The organism is Pseudomonas oryzihabitans (genome assembly GCF_032027545.1).
GTDB classification, from domain to species: domain Bacteria; phylum Pseudomonadota; class Gammaproteobacteria; order Pseudomonadales; family Pseudomonadaceae; genus Chryseomonas; species Chryseomonas oryzihabitans_F.
This window is the reverse complement of the sequence record NZ_JAVSJB010000009.1, coordinates 152828-170118: the sequence shown is the minus strand read 5'-3', so window position 1 is coordinate 170118 and position 17291 is coordinate 152828. Positions and strand designations below refer to the sequence as shown.

Sequence of the window (17291 nt, the reverse complement as noted above, 5' to 3'; positions counted from 1 at the left end):
CCGCCAGCCGAATAAGTGCGAGCTGTGCACGCAAAATCGTTGCAGGAGTCAGGTAGAAACCCCTGGTGTTTTCTACCTCGTCCCCGGCGGACGACCATGCAAAGGATTGCCCATGGCTCGCTACGATCTCCACCTCAGCGGCGGTTGCCGTCCCGATGTCCCGGCCGACACCCTGAGGATCAGGCTGCTCTATCACCTGAAGCTTACCCCGGAACAGGCCGAGCGACTGCTTCCACCGGCGACGGGCATCCTCAAGCGTGATCTGTCCGCCGCGGAGGCCCACGACTGGCTCGAGCGCCTGACCGACGCCGGACTCGAGGTGCACCTGGAAGAGCGCGAGGGAGCACCGCCGCTCGCCCAGGATCTCGATCTGCAGGCGCGGCTGGCCGCCTTGCGGACGTCTGGACTGCCACGCCCGGCCTTCCCGTTCGGACACCGGCTGCAACTGCTGGCAGCCGTCGGCACCGCAGTGCTGCTGTCTCTCCTCTATCTGCTGCCCGGCCTGCTCGGCCTCCTGCTGGCCCTGGCTGCGCTGCACGCCTTCGTCGGCCTGCTGCACCAGGATGTCCTGATCGCCTGCACCCTCGCCTTGCCGACCGCCCTGCTGGGTGCCTGGCTGACTGCCGATTTCCTGTTGCCGCTCCTGCGCCGGCGCGAAGAAGCAGCGGCCACCTTGCCGCTGACGGCAGCGCAGGAGCCGGGCCTGTGGCGGATGGTCGAATCCCTCTGCCAAGCCATGGGCGTGCGCCCGCCTCGACGCATCCTGCTCAGCGCCGAGGCGGATATCCGCCTCGGCGGGGCTGGTCGCACCCTGTACCTGGGCCTGCCGCTGTTGCCCGCCTTGACCATCCGCCAGTACCTGGCCAGCCTCGCCCATGCACTCGGACACCAGGTCCATTGGCTGGATGCCCTCGGCGGTGGCCTGCTCAATACCAGTCTCGCCTGGCTGGAGCGCCTGGGGCAGGAGACACGCCCTGCCCGTTCGGCGCGCCGCTACCCGCGGTTGGCGCGAGGCTGGGCGCGACTGCTGTTCGTTGCGGCGCGGCGCCTCACCCAGGCCGCGAGCCAACGCCGGGAAGCCCGGGCCGATCACTACGAAGCCCGGCTCGGCGGCAGCGACGACTTTCGCCAGACCGCACTGCGCCGCCGCGGTGCCAGCCAGGCCTGGCGTGAGGCTCGTCGCCGCAGTCTCGCCGCGCGGCAAGAGCAGGGCCTCGCCGAGAACCTGCTGGCACTGGTGGAAGCCCTGTTGGCCAGGCAGTCCGAGCGTTACTCGCTCACCCCGCCCAAGGCCAGTCGCTACTGGCAGCGCCATCCGGCGGATCAGCAGCGGGTCAGCTGGGTGAACGCCCTCGCGCAGTCGCCGCTGCTGGATGACCGACGCCCGGCCCAGATGCTGCTGGACCACTACGAGTCCCACGGGCTGGCCCTCACCCAGGCGGTGTATCGCCAGGCGGGCTACGCCGCGGCTGGCCAGCGGAGCGCCACGGTAGCCGACCTGGTACCGGAGCTGGAGCGGGATGCCGGCGAGGAGCTCGAACTGTGGAGCGGTCACGCCTGGCCCGATTCGCCTTGGTTGCCGCTGCACCTGCCGCTGGATCGCCCGACCCGTGCCCTCGCCGCGAATGCCGTTCGCGAGCGTCTGCAGCGCCTGGCCGAGCAGATGTCTCGTGCCTGGCAGGAGGCGGAAAAGGAAGCTCAACGCCGCTGCCTGCTGGCCTTCTACGAGGAGCTGCACATCCACGGCCTGGCCCAGGCGGTACGCGGCGAGGGCGAATTCAACCAACAGCATCTGCAGGACTACCGCGCCATCGATACCTGGCAGACCCCTTCCCGGCAGCAGTTGCAGCAGCTGGCGCCGCTGTATCGCCAGCGCATCGAGCTGGCCCTCGCCCGGCATCTGCCCGGCCAGGCACAGGTACAGGCACGCGAGTGCTACCGGTTGCTCGTCACCCTCGCCGAGCACTATCCAGAAGTGGAGCGCCTGCGCGAGGCACGCCTGCTGGTGAAGGAATACCGTACCCTGCAACGGCAGTTGCAGGGCTCGCCACGCATCAACGAATTGTGCGATTTCGCCAAGCAGGATCACCAGCGCCGGGTGACGTTCTGGCTGCAATCGCCGCTGCGCCTGCCGGCGTCCATCGCCGAGGTCAGCCTGGGCGAACACCTGCAGCGACACTGCCCACGACTGGATCTGGCCGAGGATTCGCTCTCCGCGGTGTATCGCCATACCTCGGGCCTGTTGCCGGCGCTGAGCGAGCTGCACCAGCGTGCCTGGCTGCACCTGGCGCGCTGGTGTCTGCAGGCCGAGGCCGACGCCGGCACCGCCGAGCCCTCGCTGCGCCGGTCGGCCTGAGGCCTTTCCCTGGCCCAAAAAAAAAGCCCCGAACGGGGCTTTTTTGCGACTCAGGATCAGTTGACCTTGGGGTCCAGCTCGCCGCGGGCATAGCGCTCGAACATGGCGTCCAGAGAGATCGGCTTGATCTTGGAGGCCTGGCCGGCGGTGCCGAAGGCTTCGTAACGGGCGATGCAGACGTCACGCATGGCGGTCACGGTCTTGGCCAGGTACTTGCGCGGGTCGAACTCGCTGCGATTCTTGGCCATGAACTCGCGGATGGCACCGGTGGAGGCCAGACGCAGGTCGGTGTCGATGTTGACCTTGCGGACACCGTACTTGATGCCTTCGACGATCTCTTCGACCGGCACGCCGTAGGTTTCCTTGATGTCACCACCGTACTCGTTGATGATCTTCAGCCACTCCTGGGGCACCGAGCTGGAGCCGTGCATGACCAGGTGGGTGTCCGGGATGCGCGCATGGATTTCCTTGATGCGCTGGATCGACAGGGTGTCCCCGGTCGGCGGCTTGGTGAACTTGTAGGCGCCGTGGCTGGTGCCGATGGCGATCGCCAGGGCGTCGACCTTGGTGGCCTTGACGAATTGGGCGGCTTCTTCCGGATCGGTCAGCAACTGGCTGTGATCCAGGGTGCCTTCGGCGCCGACGCCGTCCTCTTCACCGGCCATGCCGGTTTCCAGGCTGCCCAGGCAACCCAGTTCGCCTTCCACGGACACGCCGCAGGCATGGGCGAAGGCCACGGTCTGCTGGGTGACGCGCACGTTGTAGTCGTAGTCGGAAGGCGTCTTGCCATCGGACTTGAGCGAGCCGTCCATCATCACCGAGGAAAAGCCCAGCTGGATGGAACGCTGGCAGACGTCGGGGCTGGTGCCGTGGTCCTGGTGCATGACCACCGGGATGTGCGGGAATTCTTCCACGGCGGCCAGGATCAGGTGCCGCAGGAAGGGAGCACCGGCGTACTTGCGGGCACCGGCGGAGGCCTGGACGATGACCGGGGAATCGGTCTTGTCGGCGGCTTCCATGATGGCGCGCATCTGCTCCAGGTTATTGACGTTGAAGGCCGGGACGCCGTAGCCGAATTCGGCGGCGTGATCCAGCAGCTGACGCATGCTGACGAGTGCCATTGGTGATTATCTCCCTACAAAGGCGGTGGTGGCGCCAGCCTGCATGAGCGGCCGGCAGGGTTCAAGCGGCCGACCCCTGGCCGCCGTGGATTAATCGGTTCAGCAGACATTCGCCCGTTCAAGGCGTCCGGCAGCCACGACCGATGAGGTCATTGCCGGCGATCCAGTAGACGAGTCCCTGGTCGCCGCGGATATGGAAAGCCACCAGCCCGTCGGTGTAGGACTGGCCGTCGGTGGCCGGTTCACGATTGAGGTGGCGGATCAGGCCATCGCCTTCCAGCCTGAGGTCGACGATGGACTGGCTGCGATCCACGTAGCGCCAATCGAAGGCCGCCTTGGAATCGCAAACCCAGTGGGTCCAGCCGCCGGTCTGCTGGCCACCGCGCCCGGCACAACCGGCCAGCAGCGTAGCGCTCAACAGGCCGAGGATGAGGAAGCGCCCTTTCATTGGGCGCAACCGCTGGTGGGACGACTGGCGTTGCCGTTGAGCGTATCGACGCGCTCGCTGTTCTGCGCCGTGGGCGTGGCCGCCGCCGCGGGCGGTGGCGCGAAGACCGCGCAGGCCTTGTCGGCATTGCCACCGGCGCAACCGGCCAGCATCAGGACAGCGGAGCAGACGAGCAGCGGCGTACGCATGGCGATCACTCCTGGGCGCGTTGCTGAAGAACTTCCACGGCCGGCAGCACCTTGCCCTCGACGAATTCGAGGAAGGCACCGCCGCCGGTGGAGATATAGGAGACCTTCTCACCGATACCGTACTTGTCGATGGCGGCCAGGGTGTCACCACCACCGGCGATGGAGAAGGCGTCGCTGTCGGCGATGGCCTGGGCCAGGGTACGGGTACCCTCACCGAACTGGTCGAATTCGAAGACGCCGACCGGACCGTTCCAGAGGATCGTCTTGGCTGACTTGAGCAGGTCGGCGAATTGCTGGGCGCTGACCGGACCGATGTCGAGGATCATGTCATCGTCGGCCACGTCCTTGATCGACTTGGTGGTGGCCTGGGCGGTCTCGGCGAATTCCTTGGCGACCACCACGTCCACCGGCAACGGCACGCTGACCTTGGCGGCGATGGCCTTGGCGGTGTCCACCAGGTCGGCTTCATAGAGCGACTTGCCGACCTTGTAGCCGGCCGCGGCGAGGAAGGTGTTGGCGATGCCGCCGCCGACGATTAGCTGGTCGCAGATCTGCGCCAGGGAGTTCAGCACGTCCAGCTTGGTGGAGACCTTGGAGCCGGCGACGATGGCCGCCATCGGACGGGCCGGATTGCCCAGCGCCTTGCCCAGGGCATCCAGCTCGGCGGCCAGCAGCGGACCGGCCGCGGCGACCTTGGCGAACTTGGCCACGCCATGGGTCGAGCCCTCGGCGCGGTGGGCGGTGCCGAAGGCGTCCATGACGAAGATGTCGCACAGGGCGGCGTACTTCTTCGCCAACTCATCGGCGTTCTTTTTCTCGCCCGTGTTGAAACGCACGTTCTCCAGCAGCACCAACTGGCCCGGCTCGACCTGGACGCCGTCCAGGTAATCCTTCACCAGCGGGACCTCGCGGCCCAAGGCCTTGCTCAGGTAGGCGGCTACCGGTGCCAGGCTGTTCTCTTCGCTGAATTCGCCTTCGGTAGGACGGCCCAGGTGCGAGCAGACGATCACCGCGGCGCCCTTCTCCAGCGCCAGCTTGAGGGTCGGCAAGGCGGCGACCAGACGGGCATCGCTCTTGATCTGGCCTTCCTTTACCGGGACGTTGAGGTCTTCGCGGATCAGGACGCGCTTACCCTTCAGATCGAGGTCGCTCATTTTCAACACGGACATACAGGCAATCCCTTAGTTGTGCTTGGTTCAGGTGGGCTTGGCGATGCGCAGCCAGTGGCCGGCGACGTCGAGCATGCGGTTGGCGAAGCCCCATTCATTGTCGAACCAGACCAGTAGGTTGACCAGCCGGGGACCGGAGACGCGGGTCTGGCTGCCATCGACGATGGCCGAGTGGGGATCGTGGTTGAAATCGCAGGAGGCGTGGGGCAATTCGGTGTAGTCGATCAAACCCACCAGCGGCCCGCTTTGGGCGGCGTCACGCAACAGGGCGTTGAGCGCGGGGGCCGTGGTGTCCTGGCCGACGATGCAGGTGATGTCCAGGCAGGAGACGTTCACCGTGGGTACCCGCACGGCGCGGGCCTGAATGCGGCCGCTCAGCTCGGGCAGCAGGCGCTCGATGCCTCGGGCCAAGCCGGTCGCCACCGGGATGATCGACTGGAACGCCGAGCGCGTCCGCCGCAGATCTTCGGCATGGTAGGCGTCGATCACGGGCTGGTCGTTCATGGCCGAGTGGATCGTGGTGATGGAGACGTACTCCAGACCCAGGGTCTCGTGCAAAAGTTTCAGCACCGGCACGCTGCAGTTGGTGGTGCAGGACGCATTCGAGACCAGCGTCTCATCGCCGCGCAGGGCCTGCTGGTTGACCCCGTAAACCACGGTGGCGTCCACATCCGTCTCGCTGACCATGGGCTGGGAGAACAGCACCCGGGGGGCGCCCGCGGCGAGAAAGCGCCCGGCCTCGGCGCGGGTGCTGAAGGCGCCGGAGCATTCCAGCACCAGATCGACATCCAGCGCCTGCCAGTCCACCCGTTCCGGCTCGGCTTCGCGGCGGATCTCCAGGGCCTGGTCGCCGATGCGCAGACGCTCGCCGTCCAGCGCCACCCGCCCGGGAAAGCGGCCATGGGTGGAATCGAAGCGCGTCAGGTATTCGAGGCTGGGCCGATCAGCCAGGTCGTTGAGGGCGACGATGGCCAGCTCCGTCGCCGCACCGCGTTCGTGCAGGGCACGCAGGACGCAACGACCGATGCGACCGTAGCCGTTGAGAGCGAGGCGATAGCGGGCAGAACTCATGCGTGGCCGGACTCGAGCGCTAGCGAAAGGCCGATTATGCGGGCGTTCGGCGACGAATGGGAGTCGCCAGGGTAGTCAGGTCGACTTTCGCACTACAAAAAGGCGCTCTCCTTGGCAGACAGGAAAGAAATTCGCCGCCTGGCCTGGCATGCCTGCCGCAGCGACAACGGATCGCGGTCTGCAGGGAAGCCCTATAGGTAGTCCCAGGGGTTGCGGGGCTACCTGACGCTTCGCCCATGGCCTGGCAAAAACCGTCATCCGAGGGCGATAGATCAAAGGCATGACCCAGATCAAAAACCCTACTTGTTGTGTTGTAGAAATTACAAAACACCATATGTAGTATCTGGACCGAACTTGAGGCCCAAGCCGCGCTCGAAGGAAAAGACCCGTGACGCCCCGGCAAACGCCTGCTGGCGACAGGCTTTTTCCTTTGAGCTCGCCCCACTACCGACAGGAGTCAGCCATGACCATCACCATCTACAGCAAGCCCGCCTGCGTGCAATGCAACGCCACCTACCGCGCCCTGGACCGTCAGGGGATCGCCTACCAGGTGGTGGACATCGAGCAGGATGCCCAGGCGCGCCAGACCGTGGAGTCCCTGGGCTATCGCCAGGTGCCGGTGGTGGTAGCCGGTGACGACCACTGGGCCGGCTTCCGCCCGGACAAGCTCGGCCAGTTGGTGGCCTGAGGCCAGGGCCATGGGTGAGCTGCTGTATTTCTCCAGCACCTCGGAGAACACCCGCAGATTCGTCGAGAAGCTCGGTCTGCCGGCGCGGCGCATCCCCCAGGACCCGGCCGCCGAACCGCTGAAAGCCCGCGAGCCTTACATCCTGGTGCTGCCCACCTATGGCGGTGGCGGCAGCAAGGGTGCGGTGCCCAAGCCGGTAATCCACTTTCTCAACGATCCGCACAACCGGGCGCTGATCCGCGGCGTCATCGCCGCGGGCAATACCAATTTCGGCGAGGGTTACTGCCTGGGCGGCCGCATCGTCGCCCAGAAATGCGCGGTGCCCCTGCTCTACCAATTCGAATTGCTCGGCACGACGGAGGACGTCGACCGGGTGCGCACGGGAGTGAACGACTTTTGGCAACGTCAGGCCTGACCCCGACCGGCAGCGACGCGGACTACCACGCGCTCAACGCCATGCTCAATCTCTACGGTCCCAACGGCGAGCTGCAACTGGACAAGGACCGCCAGGCGGCACGGCAGTACTTCCTGCAGCACGTCAACCAGAACACCGTGTTCTTCCATAACCTGGACGAAAAACTCGGCTACCTGGTGGACAAGGGCTACTACGAAGCGGCGGTGCTGGAGCAATACGCCCCGGCCTTCGTCAAGGCGCTGTTCGAGCGTGCCTACGCCTACAAATTCCGCTTCCAGAGCTTCCTCGGCGCCTTCAAGTACTACACCAGCTACACCCTCAAGACCTTCGACGGCCAGCGCTACCTGGAACGCTACGAGGACCGGGTGTGCATGGTCGCCCTGAGCCTGGCCCGCGGTGACGAGCGCCTGGCCGAGTCCCTGGTGGACGAGATGATCAGCGGCCGCTTCCAGCCGGCCACCCCCACCTTCCTCAACGCCGGCAAGCGCCAGCGCGGCGAGTTGGTGTCCTGCTTCCTGCTGCGCATCGAAGACAACATGGAGTCCATCGGGCGCGCGGTGAATTCGGCGCTGCAGCTGTCCAAGCGTGGCGGTGGCGTGGCCTTCCTGCTGAGCAACGTGCGCGAGGTCGGGGCGCCGATCAAGCGCATCGAGAACCAGTCCTCCGGCATCATCCCGATCATGAAGCTCTTGGAAGACGCCTTCTCCTACGCCAACCAGCTGGGTTCGCGCCAGGGCGCCGGGGCCGTCTACCTCAATGCCCACCACCCGGACATCCTCAGGTTCCTCGACACCAAGCGCGAGAACGCCGACGAGAAGATCCGCATCAAGACCCTGTCCCTCGGCGTGGTCATCCCGGACATCACCTTCGAGCTGGCCAAGCGCAACGCCGACATGTACCTGTTCTCGCCCTACGACGTGGAGCGGGTCTATGGCGTGCCCTTCGCCGACATCAGCGTGAGTGACAAGTACGCCGAGATGGTGGCCGACGCGCGCATCCGCAAGCGCAAGATCAATGCCCGGGAATTCTTCCAGACCCTGGCGGAGATCCAGTTCGAATCCGGCTATCCCTACCTGATGTTCGAAGACACGGTGAATCGCGCCAATCCCATCGCCGGGCGCATCAACATGAGCAACCTCTGCTCGGAGATCCTCCAGGTCAACACCCCCAGCCGCTTCGACGAAGACCTGGGCTATGAGCACATCGGCCAGGACATCTCCTGCAACCTGGGCTCGCTGAACATCGCCCGCACCATGGATTCGCCGGACCTGGGCCACACCGTGGAGACCGCCATCCGCGGCCTCACCGCGGTCTCGGAAATGAGCGACATTCGCTGCGTGCCCTCGGTGGCCGCCGGCAACGCCGCCTCCCACGCCATCGGCCTGGGCCAGATGAACCTGCACGGCTACCTGGCCCGGGAGCACATCCACTACGGCTCGGCGGAAGGTCTGGATTTCACCAACCTGTACTTCTACACCGTGACCTACCATGCGGTGCGTGCTTCCAATCGCCTGGCCATCGAGCGTGGCCAGAGCTTCCAGGGCTTCGCCGACTCCAAGTACGCCAGCGGCGCCTATTTCGACCAGTACACCGAGGGCGACTTCACCCCCCGTACCCCCCGGGTGGCCGAGTTGTTCGAGGTCGCCGGCATCCGCCTGCCGACCCGCGCCAACTGGCAGGAACTCAAGGCCTCGGTGATGCAGCACGGGCTGTTCAACCGCAACCTCCAGGCCATCCCGCCCACCGGCTCGATCTCCTATATCAACCACTCCACCTCGAGCATCCACCCCATCGTCGCCAAGGTGGAGATCCGCAAGGAAGGCAAGCTGGGTCGCGTCTACTATCCGGCGCCCTACCTGGCCGACGATAACCAGGAGTATTACCAGGATGCCTACGAGATCGGTCCGGAAAGGATCATCGACACCTATGCCGAGGCCACCCGCCATGTCGACCAGGGGCTGTCGCTGACGCTGTTCTTCCGCGACACCGCCACCACCCGCGACATCAACCGGGCGCAGATCTATGCCTGGAAGAAGGGCATCAAGACGCTCTATTACATCCGCCTGCGCCAGGCCGCCCTGGAAGGCACCGAGGTGCAGGGCTGCGTGTCCTGCAGCCTGTGAGGAAATCATCATGAACGCACCCGTCAAAGCGCCGCGCCTGAAGCTCATCAACGCCATCAACTGGAACCGCCTCCAGGACGACAAGGACTTGGAGGTGTGGAATCGCCTGACCGGCAACTTCTGGCTGCCGGAAAAGATCCCGCTGTCCAACGACATCCCCTCCTGGGCGACCCTGACGCCCAAGGAGCAGCAGCTGACCATCCGCGTCTTCACCGGACTGACCCTGCTGGACACCATCCAGAACGCCGTGGGCGCCCCGACCCTGCTGGCCGATGCCGTCACGCCCCACGAAGAGGCGGTGATCGCCAACATCGGCTTCATGGAAGCGGTGCATGCGCGCTCCTACAGCTCGATCTTTTCCACCCTCTGCTCGACGCCGGACGTGGACGAAGCCTATCGCTGGAGTGAGGAGAATCCCTATCTGCAGACCAAGGCCGACCTCATCCTCGAGCGCTACCATGCGGACGATCCGCTACTGCGCAAGGTGGCCAGCGTCTTCCTGGAATCCTTCCTCTTCTATTCGGGCTTCTACCTGCCGATGTACTGGTCCAGCCGCGCCAAGCTGACCAATACCGCCGACCTGATCCGCCTGATCATTCGCGACGAGGCGGTGCACGGCTACTACATCGGCTACAAATTCCAGCAGGCCCTGGCCAAGGAAAGCCTGGAGCGCCGCCAGCAGGTCAAGGACTTCGCCTACGAGCTGCTGCAAGACCTCTACGACAACGAGGTGGCCTACACCGAGGACCTCTACGACAGCGTCGGCTGGAGCGAGGACGTGAAGAAATTCCTCCACTACAACGCCAACAAGGCGCTGATGAACCTGGGCTTCGAGGCGTTGTTCCCCAGCAGCATGACCGACGTCAGCCCGGCGATCCTGGCGGCCCTGTCGCCCAGCGCCGACGAGAACCACGACTTCTTCTCCGGCTCGGGTTCGTCCTATGTCATCGGCAAGGCGGTGAGCACCGAGGATGAGGATTGGGATTTCTGAGCCAACCCTCTGCTCCGGCAAGCCCCCTATCCCCCTGGGAGAGGGTTGGGGTGAGGGCGCCCCTCGTGACGAAGTCCTCAGTGGAAAAGGCTGCGCCGTTTTCCACACTACGGAGCTGATCCCTGATCGCGGCCATGGCGATCCGCCGATGCGGCCGCTCCTACAGAAACACGATGCACCCGTAGGAGCGGCCCATGGCCGCGATAATCCAATCCTCTACCTCAGCGACCCCGTCCGAAAACGGCCAGTCACCTCTCCCGGGCGGTGCTAACCTGCCGCCATGAACGCCTTCCCCGACATTCCCGCCTTCGAACGCGCTCGCCTCGCTCGCGACCCGCGTTTCGACGGCCTGTTCTACACCGCGGTGCTCACCACCGGCATCTACTGCCGGCCGGTGTGCCCGGCCCAGCCGCCGCGCCCGGAGAACGTCAACTACTACCCCAGCGCCGCGGCCGCCGAAGCCGCCGGCTATCGCCCCTGCCTGAGGTGCCGTCCCGAACTCTCCCCCGCCGGCGGCCATTGGCAACGCGGCGATGCCACCCTGGCCCGCGCCCTGCGGCTGATGGACGAAGGCCTGGATGAAGGCGGCCTGCCCGCCCTCGCCGCCCGCCTCGACCTCGGCGAACGCCAGTTGCGCCGGCTCTTCGTCGAGCGCCTGGGCGCCGCGCCCCTGGCGGTGCTCACCACCCGCCGGCTGCTGTTCGCCAAGCAGTTGCTCAGCGAGACCCGCCTGCCCATCACCGAGGTGGCCCTGGCCGCCGGCTTCGGCAGCCTGAGACGCTTCAACGCCGCCTTTCGCGACGCCTACGGCCTGGCACCCAGCCAGCTGCGCAAGGGTCAGGCCGCGGCTTCGCCGGTGCTGGTCCTGCGCCTGGCCTATCGGCCGCCCTACGACTTCGGCGCCCAGCTGGATTTCCTCCGCGGCCATGCCCTGCCCGGCGTCGAGGTGCTGGATGATCATAGCTATGCCCGGGTGATAGGCACGCCCGAACAACCGGGCTGGCTGCGCGTTTCGGCCTGGGACGCCAGCAGTCCGGCGCTACGCCTGGAACTCCACGGCGCCGCCCCCGGCGAATTACAGGCCGCGGTGGCCCGCATCCGCCGCATGTTCGATCTGGACGCCGATCCCCAGGCCATCGCCGCCGGACTCGCCGTCGATCCGACCCTGGCCGAGTTGGTGGCCCGGCGCCCCGGCCTGCGCCTGCCCAGCGGCTGGGATGGCTTCGAGATCGCCGTACGCGCCGTCATCGGCCAGCAGGTCAGCGTGGTGGCGGCCACCACCATGACCGCCCGGGTGGTGCAGCGTTTTGGTCGCCCCTGGGGCGAACCTGCCAGCGACGCCAGCCGCCCGCCAGCGGGCCTGCACCACTTCTTTCCTACCGTAGAGGCCCTGGCCGACGCCGCCCTGGAAGACCTCACCGGTCTCGGCCTGATCCGCGCCCGCGCCGGCACCCTGGGCACCGTAGCCCGGGCCTTGCGCGCCGGCGAGGTGGACTTCGACAGCGGGCGCACCCTCGACGACTTCGCCCGCCGCTGGATCGCGCTCAAGGGCATTGGGCCCTGGACCGCGCAGTACATCGCCTTGCGCGCCCTCGCCCATCCCGACGCCTGCCCGGTGGAAGACCTGGTCCTGCAGAAACGGCTGGCACCGCCGGGCGAACGCCTCACCGCCAAGGCCCTCCATGCCCGCGCCGAAGCCTGGCGGCCCTGGCGCGCCTACGGCGTGATGCAGGTCTGGCGCGAAGCCACCTGGAAGGCACCCGCCGATGCCCCTGCCGAACCCGTCCCCACCCGCCTCGCCAAGGAGTCGCCCTGATGATCGCCTACTGCCTGCTGGACAGCCCCATCGGCACCCTCACCCTGGCCGCCGACGACAGCGGCCTGCGCGTGGTGGAATTCCCCGAGAATCGCTATCTGGCCAAGCGTGATGCCAATTGGATCGCCAGCGACCATCCGATCCTGGAGCTGACCCGCCAGCAACTCGGTGAGTATTTCGCTGGGCGTCGTCAGCGCTTCGAGCTGCCGCTGGCGCCACGCGGCACTCCCTTCCAGCTGGAAGTCTGGCAAGCCCTGGCGCGGATTCCCCATGGCCAGACCTGGAGCTACGGCCAGCTGGCCAGCCATCTCGGGCGACCTCAGGCGATGCGTGCGGTAGGCGCCGCCAATGGCCGCAATCCCTTGCCCATCGTGCTGCCCTGTCACCGGGTGATCGGCGCATCCGGCGCTCTCACCGGTTTCGGGGGCGGCCTGCCGACCAAGCAGCTCCTACTGGAATTGGAAGGAGCGCTACCGCCGCCGCGTGACCTGTTCGCCGCACTCTAGACCGCCACTGCGCAAGAACTCGCCTGTGAAACCGCTCTAGAATGCGCCATCCAGCGCTTGAAGCGGTGCCCAGTCGCTGAGCAGAATCCGGGCTTTCGATTCGCAAGGATGCGATGCGATGTTCAGCCCGGCCAATGCTCCGCCCTTCACCCTGACGCTGGAAGGCGTCGCTCACGATTTCCAGATTCTCGCCTTCGACGGCAGCGAAGCCATCGGCCAGCCCTACCGCTTCCAGCTCGACCTGGTCAGCGAAAGACCCGACTGGCCACTGGAGCAGTTGCTGCACCGCCGCGCCTACCTGGGCTTGACCCCGGGCGCTGGCATCCATGGCCAGATCGCCGCCGTCGCCCAGGGTGATTCCGGCCAGCGCCTCACCCGCTATCGCCTCGACCTGGTACCGCGGCTCGCCTACCTCGCCCACCGCGTCAATTCGCGCATCTTCCAGCAGCGCAGCGTCCCGCAGATCCTCGCCCAACTGCTCGCAGAGCACGGTATTCTCGAGGGTGACCACCGCTTCGCCGTCGGCCCCACGGTCTATCCGCCACGCGACTACTGCGTGCAGTACGGCGAAAGCGATCTGGCCTTCCTCAATCGCCTGTGCGAGGAAGAAGGCCTGCACTATCACCACGAACACCGCCCCGACGGCCATGTGCTGGTGTTCGGCGACGACGCCACCGGCTTCCCCCGCCTGGGCGCCACCCGCTATCTGCCTGGCAGCGGCCTGGTGGCGGACGAACCCGTCATCCGCCGCTTCGACGTCGGCCTGCGGACCCGCAGCAGCGCCGCCACCCTGCGCGATCATGACTTCCGGCAACCGCGCCTGCGCCTGGAAAGCAGCGCCCACGCCAGCCTGGCGCCCGCCCTGGAGCACTACGGTTTTCCCGGCCGCTTCAGCGACCGCGACACCGGCAAGCGCCTGACTGGCCGGCGCCTGGAAAGCCTGAGGGCCGACGCCCACCAGGCCAGCGGCACCAGCGACCAGCCCAGCCTGGTGAGTGGGCATTTCCTGCCCCTGGAACGCCATCCCCGCGGCGACTGGAACCAGCTCTGGCTGCTGACCGAGATCCGGCACCAGGGCCGGCAGCCCCAGGTGCTCGAAGAGCGCATCAGCAGCGACGACAGCCTGCTGCCGGACGATGGCTTCCGCCAGGGCTATCGCAACACCTTCACCGCCATCCCCTGGAGCGCGCCCTTCCGCCTGCCCCTGCGCCATCCCAAGCCGCGCCTGTTCGGCGCCCAGAGCGCCGTGGTCACCGGCCCGGCCGGCGAGGAGATCCACTGCGACGCCCTCGGTCGGGTCAAGGTGCAATTCCACTGGGACCGCGCAGGCCAAGCCGACGAGCGCACCAGTTGCTGGCTGCGGGTCGCCAGCGGCTGGGCCGGCAATGGCTACGGCGCCCTGGCCATGCCGCGGGTCGGCATGGAGGTGCTAGTGGGCTTTCTCGAAGGCGATCCGGACCAGCCCCTGGTCACCGGCTGCCTCTACCACGCCGAGCACCGTCCACCGCTGGACCTGCCCAAGGACCAGACCCGTAGCTCTTTCAAGACCTTGAGCAGCCCTGGCGGTGGCGGCTACAACGAAGTACGCATCGAGGATCGCCAGGGCCAGGAGGAGATCCACGTCCATGCCCAGCGAGACTGGGACGAACGCATCCGCCACGACCACCGCAGCGAGATCGGCCACGAGCGGCACCAGCGCATCGGCGGCACCAGCTACAGCGAATTCCACGCCGAGGAACACCGCATCACCCACGGCGAGCGCCGCACCGAGATCCGCGCCGACGACCACCTGAACATCGGCGACAGCCAACACCTGCGTCTGGGCACCGGCCTGTTCGTCGAAGCCGGCCGTGAGATCCAGCGCCAGTCCGGGCAGAAGATCGTCCTGGAAGCCGGCGCCCATCTCACCCTCAAGGCCGGCGGCAGCTTCGTCCAGCTGGATGCGGGCGGCGTCACCCTGATGGGAGCGAACATCAGGGTGAATCCCTGAGAGCCTGTTCACGATCTGCTGCGCGTCGGCCAAACGGCGTTGAAAAGACCTTGGAAGGCCAGCCCCGCCTGGGCGGCCCCATCGCAATGCTCATTTACCACTCGCAAACCCGGGCGCGGGTCCGATCCGCTTCCTCAGGTGTTTTCGTGGGGCCGCCTAGGCCTTGTTTGGCTCTAGCTCGCGAGATCGTGAACAGGTTCTGAGGACCGCGAACTATCCCTCCGCTGAACGTCAGCCATAAAAAAGCCACGCATCAGCGTGGCTTCTTGCACTGCAACCCGCGAGCCTTAGTCCTCCAGCAACTCGCCGGCCACCGCCAGGACGTTGTCCAGGGTGAAGCCGAAATGCTCGAAGAGCGCGGCGGCCGGGGCGGATTCGCCATAGGTGTGCATGCCGATGATGCGGCCGTCGAGACCGACGTACTTGTACCAGAAGTCGGCGATGCCGGCTTCGATGGCGATGCGGGCGCCGACTTCCACCGGCAGGACCTGCTGGCGATACTCGGGGCTCTGGCGGTCGAAGACGCTGGTGCTGGGCATGGAGACCACGCGCACATTGCGCCCCTCGGCGGTCAGGCGCTCGTAGGCCTGCACGGCCAGGCCCACTTCGGAGCCGGTGGCGATGAAGATCAGTTCGGGCTCGCCCACGCAATCCTTGAGTACGTAGCCGCCACGGGCGGCGTTGCCCAGCGTGGCTTCGTCGCGCAGGTTGTGGGCCAGGTTCTGGCGGGAGAAGATCAGCGCGCTGGGGCCGTCACGACGCTCCAGGGCGGCGGTCCAGGCGATGGCGGACTCCACCGCGTCGGCCGGGCGCCAGGTGTCCAGGTTGGGGGTGTAGCGCAGCGAGGCCAGCTGCTCCACCGGCTGGTGGGTGGGGCCGTCTTCGCCGAGGCCGATGGAGTCGTGGGTGAAGACGTAGAGCACCCGCTGCTTCATCAGGGCGGACATGCGCACCGCGTTGCGGGCGTATTCCATGAACATCAGGAAGGTAGCGCCGTAGGGCACCAGGCCCCCGTGCAGGGCGACGCCGTTCATGATGGCGCTCATGCCGAATTCACGCACGCCGTAGTGCACGTAGTTGCCGCTGGCATCCTCGGCGGTGACGCCCTTGGCGCCCTTCCACAGGGTGAGGTTGGAACCGGCGAGGTCGGCGGAGCCGCCAAGCAGCTCGGGCAACAGCGGGCCGAAGAATTGCAAGGCGTTCTGGCTGGCCTTGCGGCTGGCGATGGTCTCGCCCTTGGCGGCGACTTCCTGGATGAAGGCGGCGGCGCGCTCGGCGAAGTCGGCGGGCAGGTCACCGGCCATGCGGCGCTTGAACTCGGCGGCCAGTTGCGGATGGGCAGCGGCGTAGGCGGCGAAGCGCTTGTTCCACTCGGCCTCGGCAGCGGCACCGCGCTCCTTGGCGCTCCACTCGGCGTAGATGTCGGCGGGAATCTCGAAGGGCGCATGGGGCCAGCCGAGCAGTTCACGGGCGCCTTGGATCTCATCGTTACCCAGGGGGGCGCCGTGGCACTCTTCCTTGCCCTGCTTGTGCGGGGCGCCGTAGCCGATCACGGTCTTGCAGCAGATCAGGGTCGGCTGGTCGCTCTTGCGCGCGGTGTCCAGGGCGGTCTTGATCTCGTCGGCGTCATGGCCGTCGACGTTGCGGATCACCTGCCAGCCGTAGCTCTCGAAGCGCTTGGGGGTGTCGTCGGTGAACCAGCCCTCGACCTCGCCATCGATGGAGATGCCGTTGTCGTCGTAGAAGGCGATCAGCTTGGACAGGCCCAGGGTGCCGGCCAGGGAGCAGGCTTCGTGGGAGACGCCCTCCATCATGCAGCCGTCGCCGAGAAAGGCGTAGGTGTGGTGGTCGACGATTTTGTGGCCGTCACGGTTGAACTGGGCGGCCAGGACCTTTTCCGCCAGGGCGAAACCCACGGCGTTGGCGATGCCCTGGCCCAGCGGACCGGTGGTGGTCTCGATGCCGGGGGCGTAGCCGTACTCGGGATGGCCTGGGGTCTTGCTGTGCAACTGGCGGAAGTTCTTCAGATCGTCGATGGACAGGTCGTAACCCGACAGGTGCAGCAGCGAATAGATGAGCATGGAGCCGTGCCCGTTGGACAGCACGAAGCGGTCGCGGTCGGCCCACTTGGGATTACCCGGGTTGTGCTTGAGCTGATCGTGCCAGAGCACCTCGGCGATGTCGGCCATGCCCATGGGCGCGCCGGGGTGGCCGCTGTTGGCTTTTTGCACGGCATCCATGCTGAGGGCGCGGATGGCGTTGGCTCGATCACGACGGCTGGGCATTGCGGTGTCTCCTGGCAGAGGCAGAGCGAAGGGGCCGTCATTCTGGCCCAGCCAGGGCACTTCCAGCAATCGACGCTGTCGCCTCATAGCCTGTTCAAAGGCTGCTGCGCGTCGGCCAAGCGGC

At 66.6% G+C, this 17291-nt stretch carries 14 protein-coding genes; 8 read left to right on the top strand and 6 right to left on the bottom strand.

From position 1 onward, the window contains the following. Window positions 1-112 precede the first annotated feature (112 nt). A complete protein-coding gene (locus tag RND78_RS16910) occupies window positions 113-2356 on the top strand; it encodes a hypothetical protein (RefSeq protein ID WP_312730456.1) in 2244 nt (747 codons plus the stop codon). Window positions 2357-2412: 56 nt separating this feature from the next. On the opposite strand, the gene fba is transcribed toward RND78_RS16910, so the two are convergent. The 5 genes from fba to epd all read right to left on the bottom strand — a co-directional run bounded on the left by fba (window position 2413) and on the right by epd (window position 6353). Continuing rightward, window positions 2413-3477 carry a class II fructose-bisphosphate aldolase gene (gene fba, locus RND78_RS16905; protein ID WP_058779550.1) on the bottom strand — a complete coding sequence of 355 codons (1065 nt, stop codon included), beginning with the start codon at window positions 3475-3477 and terminating at the stop codon, window positions 2413-2415. 118 nt (window positions 3478-3595) lie between these two features. Continuing rightward, the gene (locus RND78_RS16900) at window positions 3596-3925 is read right to left on the bottom strand and encodes an MliC family protein (RefSeq protein ID WP_312730454.1); all 330 of its coding nucleotides are present in this window, start codon (window positions 3923-3925) and stop codon (window positions 3596-3598) included. Further along, on the bottom strand, window positions 3922-4113 hold the full coding sequence (locus RND78_RS16895) for a hypothetical protein (protein ID WP_312730452.1): 192 nt from the start codon (window positions 4111-4113) through the stop codon (window positions 3922-3924). The genes RND78_RS16900 and RND78_RS16895 overlap by 4 nt, the downstream gene beginning before the upstream one ends. A gap of 5 nt (window positions 4114-4118) precedes the next feature. Continuing rightward, window positions 4119-5282: a phosphoglycerate kinase gene (locus RND78_RS16890; RefSeq protein WP_312730450.1), complete on the bottom strand. Its 1164-nt coding sequence runs from the start codon at window positions 5280-5282 to the stop codon at window positions 4119-4121. A gap of 27 nt (window positions 5283-5309) precedes the next feature. After that, window positions 5310-6353, bottom strand: coding sequence for an erythrose-4-phosphate dehydrogenase (epd, locus tag RND78_RS16885; RefSeq protein ID WP_312730449.1), 1044 nt, complete (start codon window positions 6351-6353; stop codon window positions 5310-5312). A gap of 463 nt (window positions 6354-6816) precedes the next feature. Between epd and nrdH the strand changes: the two genes are divergently transcribed. From nrdH to RND78_RS16850, 7 genes are all read left to right on the top strand, one after another. Further along, complete coding sequence (gene nrdH, locus RND78_RS16880) at window positions 6817-7041, top strand: glutaredoxin-like protein NrdH (RefSeq protein WP_058761494.1); 225 nt, start codon at window positions 6817-6819, stop codon at window positions 7039-7041. A 10-nt stretch (window positions 7042-7051) separates the two neighbouring features. Beyond that, window positions 7052-7456: a class Ib ribonucleoside-diphosphate reductase assembly flavoprotein NrdI gene (gene nrdI, locus RND78_RS16875; RefSeq protein ID WP_312730445.1), complete on the top strand. Its 405-nt coding sequence runs from the start codon at window positions 7052-7054 to the stop codon at window positions 7454-7456. Then, window positions 7438-9579 carry a class 1b ribonucleoside-diphosphate reductase subunit alpha gene (nrdE, locus tag RND78_RS16870; protein WP_312730443.1) on the top strand — a complete coding sequence of 714 codons (2142 nt, stop codon included), beginning with the start codon at window positions 7438-7440 and terminating at the stop codon, window positions 9577-9579. Before nrdI ends, nrdE begins: the two co-directional genes overlap by 19 nt. A gap of 10 nt (window positions 9580-9589) precedes the next feature. Then, the gene (nrdF, locus tag RND78_RS16865; RefSeq protein WP_312730441.1) at window positions 9590-10570 is read left to right on the top strand and encodes a class 1b ribonucleoside-diphosphate reductase subunit beta; all 981 of its coding nucleotides are present in this window, start codon (window positions 9590-9592) and stop codon (window positions 10568-10570) included. Between the two features lie 280 nt (window positions 10571-10850). Next, window positions 10851-12386, top strand: a complete 1536-nt coding sequence (locus RND78_RS16860; protein WP_312730439.1) for an AlkA N-terminal domain-containing protein — start codon at window positions 10851-10853, stop codon at window positions 12384-12386. Beyond that, window positions 12386-12892 (top strand): methylated-DNA--[protein]-cysteine S-methyltransferase, encoded by a 507-nt coding sequence (locus tag RND78_RS16855; RefSeq protein WP_312730437.1) that lies wholly within the window; start codon window positions 12386-12388, stop codon window positions 12890-12892. The genes RND78_RS16860 and RND78_RS16855 overlap by 1 nt, the downstream gene beginning before the upstream one ends. 118 nt (window positions 12893-13010) lie before the next feature. Then, on the top strand, window positions 13011-14882 hold the full coding sequence (locus RND78_RS16850; RefSeq protein WP_312730435.1) for a type VI secretion system tip protein VgrG: 1872 nt from the start codon (window positions 13011-13013) through the stop codon (window positions 14880-14882). A 287-nt stretch (window positions 14883-15169) separates the two neighbouring features. On the opposite strand, the gene tkt is transcribed toward RND78_RS16850, so the two are convergent. Next, window positions 15170-17167, bottom strand: coding sequence for a transketolase (tkt, locus tag RND78_RS16845; protein ID WP_312730434.1), 1998 nt, complete (start codon window positions 17165-17167; stop codon window positions 15170-15172). Between the last annotated feature and the right edge of the window lie 124 nt (window positions 17168-17291).

What these genes read in the sequence shown, in the direction of transcription:
- RND78_RS16910 (WP_312730456.1), top strand. Translation starts at nt 113, where the DNA reads ATGGCTCGCTACGATCTCCACCTCAGCGGCGGTTGCCGTCCCGATGTC.
- fba (WP_058779550.1), bottom strand. Translation starts at nt 3,477, where the DNA reads ATGGCACTCGTCAGCATGCGTCAGCTGCTGGATCACGCCGCCGAATTC.
- RND78_RS16900 (WP_312730454.1), bottom strand. Translation starts at nt 3,925, where the DNA reads ATGAAAGGGCGCTTCCTCATCCTCGGCCTGTTGAGCGCTACGCTGCTG.
- RND78_RS16895 (WP_312730452.1), bottom strand. Translation starts at nt 4,113, where the DNA reads ATGCGTACGCCGCTGCTCGTCTGCTCCGCTGTCCTGATGCTGGCCGGT.
- RND78_RS16890 (WP_312730450.1), bottom strand. Translation starts at nt 5,282, where the DNA reads ATGTCCGTGTTGAAAATGAGCGACCTCGATCTGAAGGGTAAGCGCGTC.
- epd (WP_312730449.1), bottom strand. Translation starts at nt 6,353, where the DNA reads ATGAGTTCTGCCCGCTATCGCCTCGCTCTCAACGGCTACGGTCGCATC.
- nrdH (WP_058761494.1), top strand. Translation starts at nt 6,817, where the DNA reads ATGACCATCACCATCTACAGCAAGCCCGCCTGCGTGCAATGCAACGCC.
- nrdI (WP_312730445.1), top strand. Translation starts at nt 7,052, where the DNA reads ATGGGTGAGCTGCTGTATTTCTCCAGCACCTCGGAGAACACCCGCAGA.
- nrdF (WP_312730441.1), top strand. Translation starts at nt 9,590, where the DNA reads ATGAACGCACCCGTCAAAGCGCCGCGCCTGAAGCTCATCAACGCCATC.
- RND78_RS16860 (WP_312730439.1), top strand. Translation starts at nt 10,851, where the DNA reads ATGAACGCCTTCCCCGACATTCCCGCCTTCGAACGCGCTCGCCTCGCT.
- RND78_RS16855 (WP_312730437.1), top strand. Translation starts at nt 12,386, where the DNA reads ATGATCGCCTACTGCCTGCTGGACAGCCCCATCGGCACCCTCACCCTG.
- RND78_RS16850 (WP_312730435.1), top strand. Translation starts at nt 13,011, where the DNA reads ATGTTCAGCCCGGCCAATGCTCCGCCCTTCACCCTGACGCTGGAAGGC.
- tkt (WP_312730434.1), bottom strand. Translation starts at nt 17,167, where the DNA reads ATGCCCAGCCGTCGTGATCGAGCCAACGCCATCCGCGCCCTCAGCATG.